The organism is Luteimonas endophytica (genome assembly GCF_029887875.1).
In the GTDB taxonomy this organism is placed as follows: Bacteria; Pseudomonadota; Gammaproteobacteria; order Xanthomonadales; family Xanthomonadaceae; genus Luteimonas; species Luteimonas endophytica.
Window position 1 is genome coordinate 1 of record NZ_JARXRM010000014.1, and the last position, 6,119, is coordinate 6,119.

General features: G+C 57.5%; 6 protein-coding genes and 2 pseudogenes. All 8 read left to right on the plus strand.

The genetic code is table 11. The features are described from left to right. Positions 1–396, plus strand: a 396-nt coding sequence (locus tag QFW77_RS03015; protein WP_280572795.1) for a hypothetical protein, incomplete at its 5' end; no start/stop codon positions are given. Positions 397–453: 57 nt separating this feature from the next. Then, complete coding sequence (locus tag QFW77_RS03020) at positions 454–1,305, plus strand: S1 family serine peptidase (RefSeq protein WP_280572797.1); 852 nt, start codon at positions 454–456, stop codon at positions 1,303–1,305. A gap of 72 nt (positions 1,306–1,377) precedes the next feature. Continuing rightward, positions 1,378–1,599 (plus strand): annotated as a pseudogene (locus QFW77_RS19090) (transposase); the annotation flags it as partial. A gap of 94 nt (positions 1,600–1,693) precedes the next feature. Further along, a pseudogene (locus tag QFW77_RS03025) lies at positions 1,694–2,539 on the plus strand (IS3 family transposase); the annotation flags it as partial. 80 nt (positions 2,540–2,619) lie between these two features. Next, on the plus strand, positions 2,620–3,390 hold the full coding sequence (locus tag QFW77_RS03030) for a RusA family crossover junction endodeoxyribonuclease (RefSeq protein WP_280572798.1): 771 nt from the start codon (positions 2,620–2,622) through the stop codon (positions 3,388–3,390). Positions 3,391–3,887: 497 nt separating this feature from the next. Continuing rightward, positions 3,888–4,115, plus strand: coding sequence for a hypothetical protein (locus tag QFW77_RS03035; protein ID WP_280572799.1), 228 nt, complete (start codon positions 3,888–3,890; stop codon positions 4,113–4,115). A 531-nt stretch (positions 4,116–4,646) separates the two neighbouring features. After that, a complete protein-coding gene (locus tag QFW77_RS03040) occupies positions 4,647–5,399 on the plus strand; it encodes a hypothetical protein (RefSeq protein ID WP_280572800.1) in 753 nt (250 codons plus the stop codon). A 23-nt stretch (positions 5,400–5,422) separates the two neighbouring features. Next, positions 5,423–5,683 (plus strand): hypothetical protein, encoded by a 261-nt coding sequence (locus QFW77_RS03045; protein WP_280572801.1) that lies wholly within the window; start codon positions 5,423–5,425, stop codon positions 5,681–5,683. Positions 5,684–6,119 lie beyond the last annotated feature (436 nt).

Here is a 6,119-nt window from a genome sequence, read left to right on the forward strand (position 1 = left end):
GTTAGGCATGTGGTGAAACTCTCTCGGCAGGACCAAATATGGAACCGTGCTTGCCTTGAGTCTGGCGGGCCGTCGCCAGCCGCCGGAAACAAAGCTCTTGCATCACTTCTGCTCGCGCACGGCCTCGCAATGAATGGTGGCGTGGTCCACGCCCTGGAGTGCTTGAGTCAGCCTGAGGTCGATTCGGCAGTGGCTGGCTTCAACTACTTTGGCTTGGCTGAGGCAGCCCGTGTTTTTCAGCAGCCGCCGGACGATACTGATGAGACTGAGGAGCGCCTAAACCAGCTGTACTGGGTTGCTGTGCCAAGCGACGAGACGCTGGCTCATGCTTTCCGTGTCAAGCTACTTGCATCACCAGAGGCATTTGCTCCCACAGATTCCGGGGCACATGCCTAACAATTCATTCAAGCCGACGCCGCTTCGCGGCGCGGCTTAACTCAAGCGTTAGCTCTCATGAGCAGTGTCGTCAGACCCATGCACTTCCAGCGATTTGAGCTCCCATTTAAGGGGGTGCTTCTCCGCTGCTTGAATGAGCAAAGGCAGCCTTTGAAGACCGGCAGCGGTTTCATTCGGCGAGAGGGCAGCGACCTATTCTTGTATACCTGCTGGCACGTCGTTACCGGTTACGACAAGAACGATTTGAGAGTAGGTCATCGGCTTCCTGACCGCGCCTACATTGAAATCAACATGCAAGACGCCCAGCAGCAACAGCCCGGCGTAACAACAGTCGGCGGGCTTCAGTCCGTGATCCTCCCGCTCTACGACACCACTGCCACCCCCAAAAGGCCGCTTTGGTATCAAGACAATCGCCACATACCAAATGCGGACCTGAATGCCATCCAGCTCTTCGTCCCTTTTTGGCACGATGCCGTAAAGATCAAATTGCCCTCTGACCTACGCGTCACAGAAATGCAGGTCATAGATGAGTCCAATGTCTTTCCTGGCATCACAAACCTCACAGTTGGTGACAAGTTGTACGTGGTTGGCTACCCGTATGGCTTTAGCGCCTTTGGTGCAGAGCAACCCACTCCAGTTGTTCTAACTCGCCATGTTGCAGCCACCTTATTTGGCGGCCGAATGCAGGAGGCGCTTTTGGATGGTTCTGGCGCGCCTGCAATGTCAGGCGGCCCAGTCTTTGTGGAACGGGAGAGCAACATCTACTTGCTGGGCATGTACACCGGACTCATTTATCCGGACCATGTGATAGACGCCAACGAGAGGGTGACGGCGCTTGGCACCTGTTCCAACATGACGCTTGCCTTATGGGGGCATCTCCCGTTCGTGCAGGATCCTAGCGAGAGCTAACAATTCATTCAAGCCGAAGCGGAGCTTCCTTCGGTTCAGTGGACACCCTGATCTAGCTTCAGGAGTGTTCCCATGCCAAAGCCAGGTCCCAGAACCACGTACTGCTACAGCCCCGAGTTCAAGGCAACCGCCGTCCGCCTGAGCCAGTTGCCAGGGGTGTCGGTTGCCGACGTCGCCGACTCGCTTTACATCCATCCCTTCATGTTGTCTCGTTGGCGCAGGCTGGCGCGGGAGGGGCAGATCATGACCAAGGGTGTGGATGTGGATCCGGCAGTGGCGGCCGAGCTCAAGGAGCTGCGTCGAGTCAAACAACAGTACGAGCGTCTGAAGCTCGAACACGACCTTTTAAAAAAGCCATCGCGTTCACTTCGGCTCGAAAGGCGACGTCTTCGCCTTCATCCAGCACCACCAGGAAACGCACCCGGTGAGGTCGATGTGCCGCATGTTCGGCGTCAGCCCGGCGGGCTACTACGCCTGGGCAGCCCGCCCGGCAAGCCCGCGTTCGCTCGAGGATGGGGCGCTGGTGGAGAAGATCCGCCAAGTGCACGACAGCAGCCGGCAGACCTATGGCAGCCCGCGCGTCCATGCAGCCCTGCAGCGCCAGGGAGAGCAGGTCGGCAGGCGCCGGGTGGAGCGGCTCATGCGGGCTGAAGGGATCGCAGCCTGCTCAACCCGTCTCTACCGCCGTCGGCCCGCTCTGGCGCGCTTCCTGGCCACCGTCGAGAGCCGGGCGCACGAGGTGACGCCGACACGCCCCAACCAAGTCTGGGTGGCCGACGTGACATACCTGAAAGTGCGCGGCCAGTGGCGATACCTCGCCACGGTCATGGACCGACACTCCCGCCGCCTGCTGGGCTGGTCGTTGGGTGCCGATCGCACCACCGCGCTGACGCGGCGAGCACTGGCGGCCGCTTTGCGCGCACGCAAGCCTGGCTGCGATACCCTCTTCCACAGCGATCGGGGGATCGAGTTCCTGGCTGGCGACTTCAAGCGTAAGCTGGTCTCAGCCGGCCTCCAGCAATCGGCCAACCGACCGCATCGCATGAACGACAACGCGTACATGGAGTCCTGGAACAAGTCGATGAAGTCCGACATGTATCACCGCCAGGCCTTCGACAGCGACCGTGCGCTACGCAATGCCGTGCGCAGCTACGTCCACTTCTACAATCACCAGCGACTGCACTCTGCGCTCGGATACCAGTCCCCGGCGGAGTATGAACTGCAATGTGCGTGACCCGCAGGTGTTCACTTTTACGTAGGAAGTCCCACCCGCTTCGCGGGTCGGCTTAATTCAGGCGTTAGGCGCTCAGGACGATGGTCAAACTCTCGCTGCATACAAGCAACTGCGACGCCGCCAATCACTTCAAGATTGAAGAGTTGGCGACGGCCGAGCTTGAGCTAAGAATTGAGTTCGATCGTATCGTGAGCATCCAGTCGCAAAAAGAAGCTCGCGACGAGCTTTGCTCCGCCATTCAAGAGCAGCTGCGACCCTTTGAATGGATATGTGCAGGCCCAGTCAACCTTGAGCTGCTGTGGTACTTGCATGGCACGCAAAGACAAGAGACCGACAAGGTCGGAGACATCGATAACATCACGAAACCGATCATCGATTCTCTGACTGGAGAGAGCGGGCTACTGATTGATGACTCGCAAATTGGCTCCCTACATATTTTTTGGAACTCTAGGAACCACCTGACTCAGAAAGATGCGCTTTACATCAGGCTACAGTTCAACAATGACGAGTGCTTGCGTAAAGATGCCTTGGTTTTCGTCCGATATGCGGGAGCCGTATGCCTTCCTTTAAATGTTGACTTCAACAACATTAAGGACATGCTAGGGGCGCTGTTTGTGATCCGCGCTAGGCTTCGTCACCGGAGAACAGCAGAGAGAATAAGGGTCCTGGGGCAGAATTTTGATCGAGCGCTCGTTGTGTCGTCGTGGGACGTGCACCGCACTAGGTTAGGAGGGTTCAGCAATGCCAATATTTATAGCCTTGCCGAATTTCGTGCCAAGTGCCGCGAGCACGGACTTTCATGGCGTCGCCTTCTTAGCTCTCTGCGAGAGGCGCGGACGAAGCGCGTCTAACAACTCATTCAAGCCGACGCCGCTTCGCGGCGGCTTAACTCAAGCGTTAGGCGCCATGCCAACCTGTCCGACGTGTCATGAAAAGCAGGGAATCTCGCGTCTGGCCAAGGTGTGGTCGGACAGTGCGGCACCGGCACTGTGCCAATCCTGTGGCAACTACGCTTACGTGCCGCCGATGGACTGGATGCTGAAGCTCGTCGCGCATCTCATAGGCGCTGGAGCCATACTTGCTTCTTTGGCCCTTTGGCAGTGGTGGCCTACCGGGTTGGCCATTACCGTATTTGCGGCATGGATAGCTTGGCGGTCTACCCTTGCTCCGATGTTGTCCCTGACGCCTGCGGAGGCAGCGGCGGTCAAGCGCGCTGGGAACGGACTTTTAGTTGCGGTTGTGGCTGTTGCTCTGGCGGCATACCTGTTGTATCGGTATGGCGCCTAACAATTCATTCAAGCCGAACCCGCTTCGCGGGTCGGCTTAATTCAGGCGTTAGGCCTCGCACATGGATCGAGACGAACTGAAGAGACGGAGATGGCGCCTTCTGCCATGGCGCATCAAGCTTGTGTTCTGGCTTATCGCGCTGCCTCTGTTCGTTTTTAGCTGCGTCGCGTGGTTTATTCCAGGCGATTATGGTCATGTCGCCACACTCTCGTGGCTCGCTAGTCTGGTCGTTTATGGTTTCTTTGAGGCGCTCTGCTACAGCTGGTACAACAAGCAGGGGCTGCTCTAGCCATGCGGGCGGGCCCTAACAATTCATTCAAGCCGAACCGGAGCTTCGCGGGTCGGCTGAATTCAGGTGTTAGGCCTCACATGAAGCATCTGCCGCTATTGACATGCCTGCTGCTCGTAGCCGCTTGCAACCCCCAGAGTCCTACATCACCTGATGCAACGGTTTCGGTTCCACCGCCCCCCGATGTTGGTGACATTGGCCAGTTCCTCAACTGCGCGGCAAAGTCTCGGCGTGAGCTGTCGGCTCGCGAGAAGTGTGAGATAGCAGCCTTTCGTTCTCGCTGCACCGAGCTTGATGACTGCTATGTCAGCTGCATCAGCAGCCCTTCAGGTTCGTTCGTTGGTGGGCGCTGCGCTCACGTGTGCACCATGGGCGCTCACCCAGACGCTCCACCCCCGGACTCGCTGGCTAACTGCGCCAGTGTTGCCGGGCGCTCTGGCGTGGACGTAGAGTGAGGCCTAACGATTCATCCAAGCCGAAGCCGCTTCGCGGCTCGGCTTAATTCAAGGTGTTAGGCTCTAGGGGAGAGTTATGGTGCTGTCGTTAGATGACTGGAGCAATATCGCGCAGATTCTAGCAACGCTGGTAACAGCTGCTGGTGTACTCGTGTCGCTTTGGGTCGCAGTGCGTACTCTGCGAGAGGTTCAACGGGACAGGCAGCTTCGTCACCGCCCCTATCTGGCTTTTCAGCCGGGGGGCTATCGACTTCCGATTTCCTTTAAAGCAATCGGACATCGCATTCCAGGCGTAGACCCGAGGTACCTTGAGACAGCGCTTGCACATCTTCCTAAGAGCAAGGAGTCCGTAGTCCTAGGCGGCGAAGGAGAGAACGGAAAACGCACAGTTCGCCACTATAGTGAGCTCAGAAACTATGGCTCCGGCGCCGCTATCAATACGACGGTCACTTGGGTGCCGGAACGGATTTGGATCAATGGCGAAGAGTTTCCTATCACGCCTGAAAAGCTGGCTGATCCGCTTTACGCATCCGATCTCAATCACATCCCGGCAGTACCGCGACATATTGAGCCGGGAAAACATTCTGAGCTAACGCGGCTACCCGCGCTCATCGTCAAGGATTACGACCGCAAGATTACCCAGATAGACGGGCACTTGCTGATTAGTTGCTGGGACATCTTTGGCAATGAGCACACCACAAAGCAAGAATTCCATTTTTTCACTCACTACGGCGATGCTCCGGCAGCGGTCCATATCACCTTCTCAGACCATACGTCGCTAGAGCCTAACAATTCATTCATGCCGATGCCGCTTCGCGGCACGGCTTAATTCTGGCGTTAGGCGACAGGCTGATGATCAATCGCGAGACCAATCCAGTTGGCTGGGCTCTCTTGCTCTACGAGCTTGTTGATGCGCACGAGCACCTAGGCAACCTGATCAAGGAAATCTCCCAAGATCCTGACTACTCAGAGGGTGATCTTCGGGTGGACCTAGGCCACGTTTACGCGCACCTCAATCGCGCTTGGTTCAGACGCAATATCCCTGAGGATTTCCCAGAGACACAGTGGGACACTGCAACCAAGTTTCCGGGCGACCTTGATCCCGTCGCCTAACAATTCATTCAAGCCGACGCCGCTTCGCGACGCGGCTTAATTCAGGCGTTAGGCCGCTATGGCAGCAACTAGGCTTTCGGAGGGAGAAGCAGCGGAACTTTCATCGCGCTGCCCGCAGCTTCCCGCCGAATACATCTCGCACCTTCTTGGCCATGGTTGGGGAGATACCCCTAATGGCAAAGTGATCTACAACGGACCTTTGACCTCGGAGGACGTATACGGCATACCGGTCGGGCCGCCCGACCTGCTGGTCTTGGGGGACGATCTGGCGGGCTACTGCTTCGCCTATGATCCAAGCGCAGGCGTGTACGGGGAGCTAGACCCAAATGGTCGCTGGGAGGCGTGGCAGCATGGCATGGGCCTAGGCGCGTATGTCGCGGCCTAACAATTCGTCCAAGCCGACGCCACTTCGTGGCGCGGCTTAACTCTGGTGTTA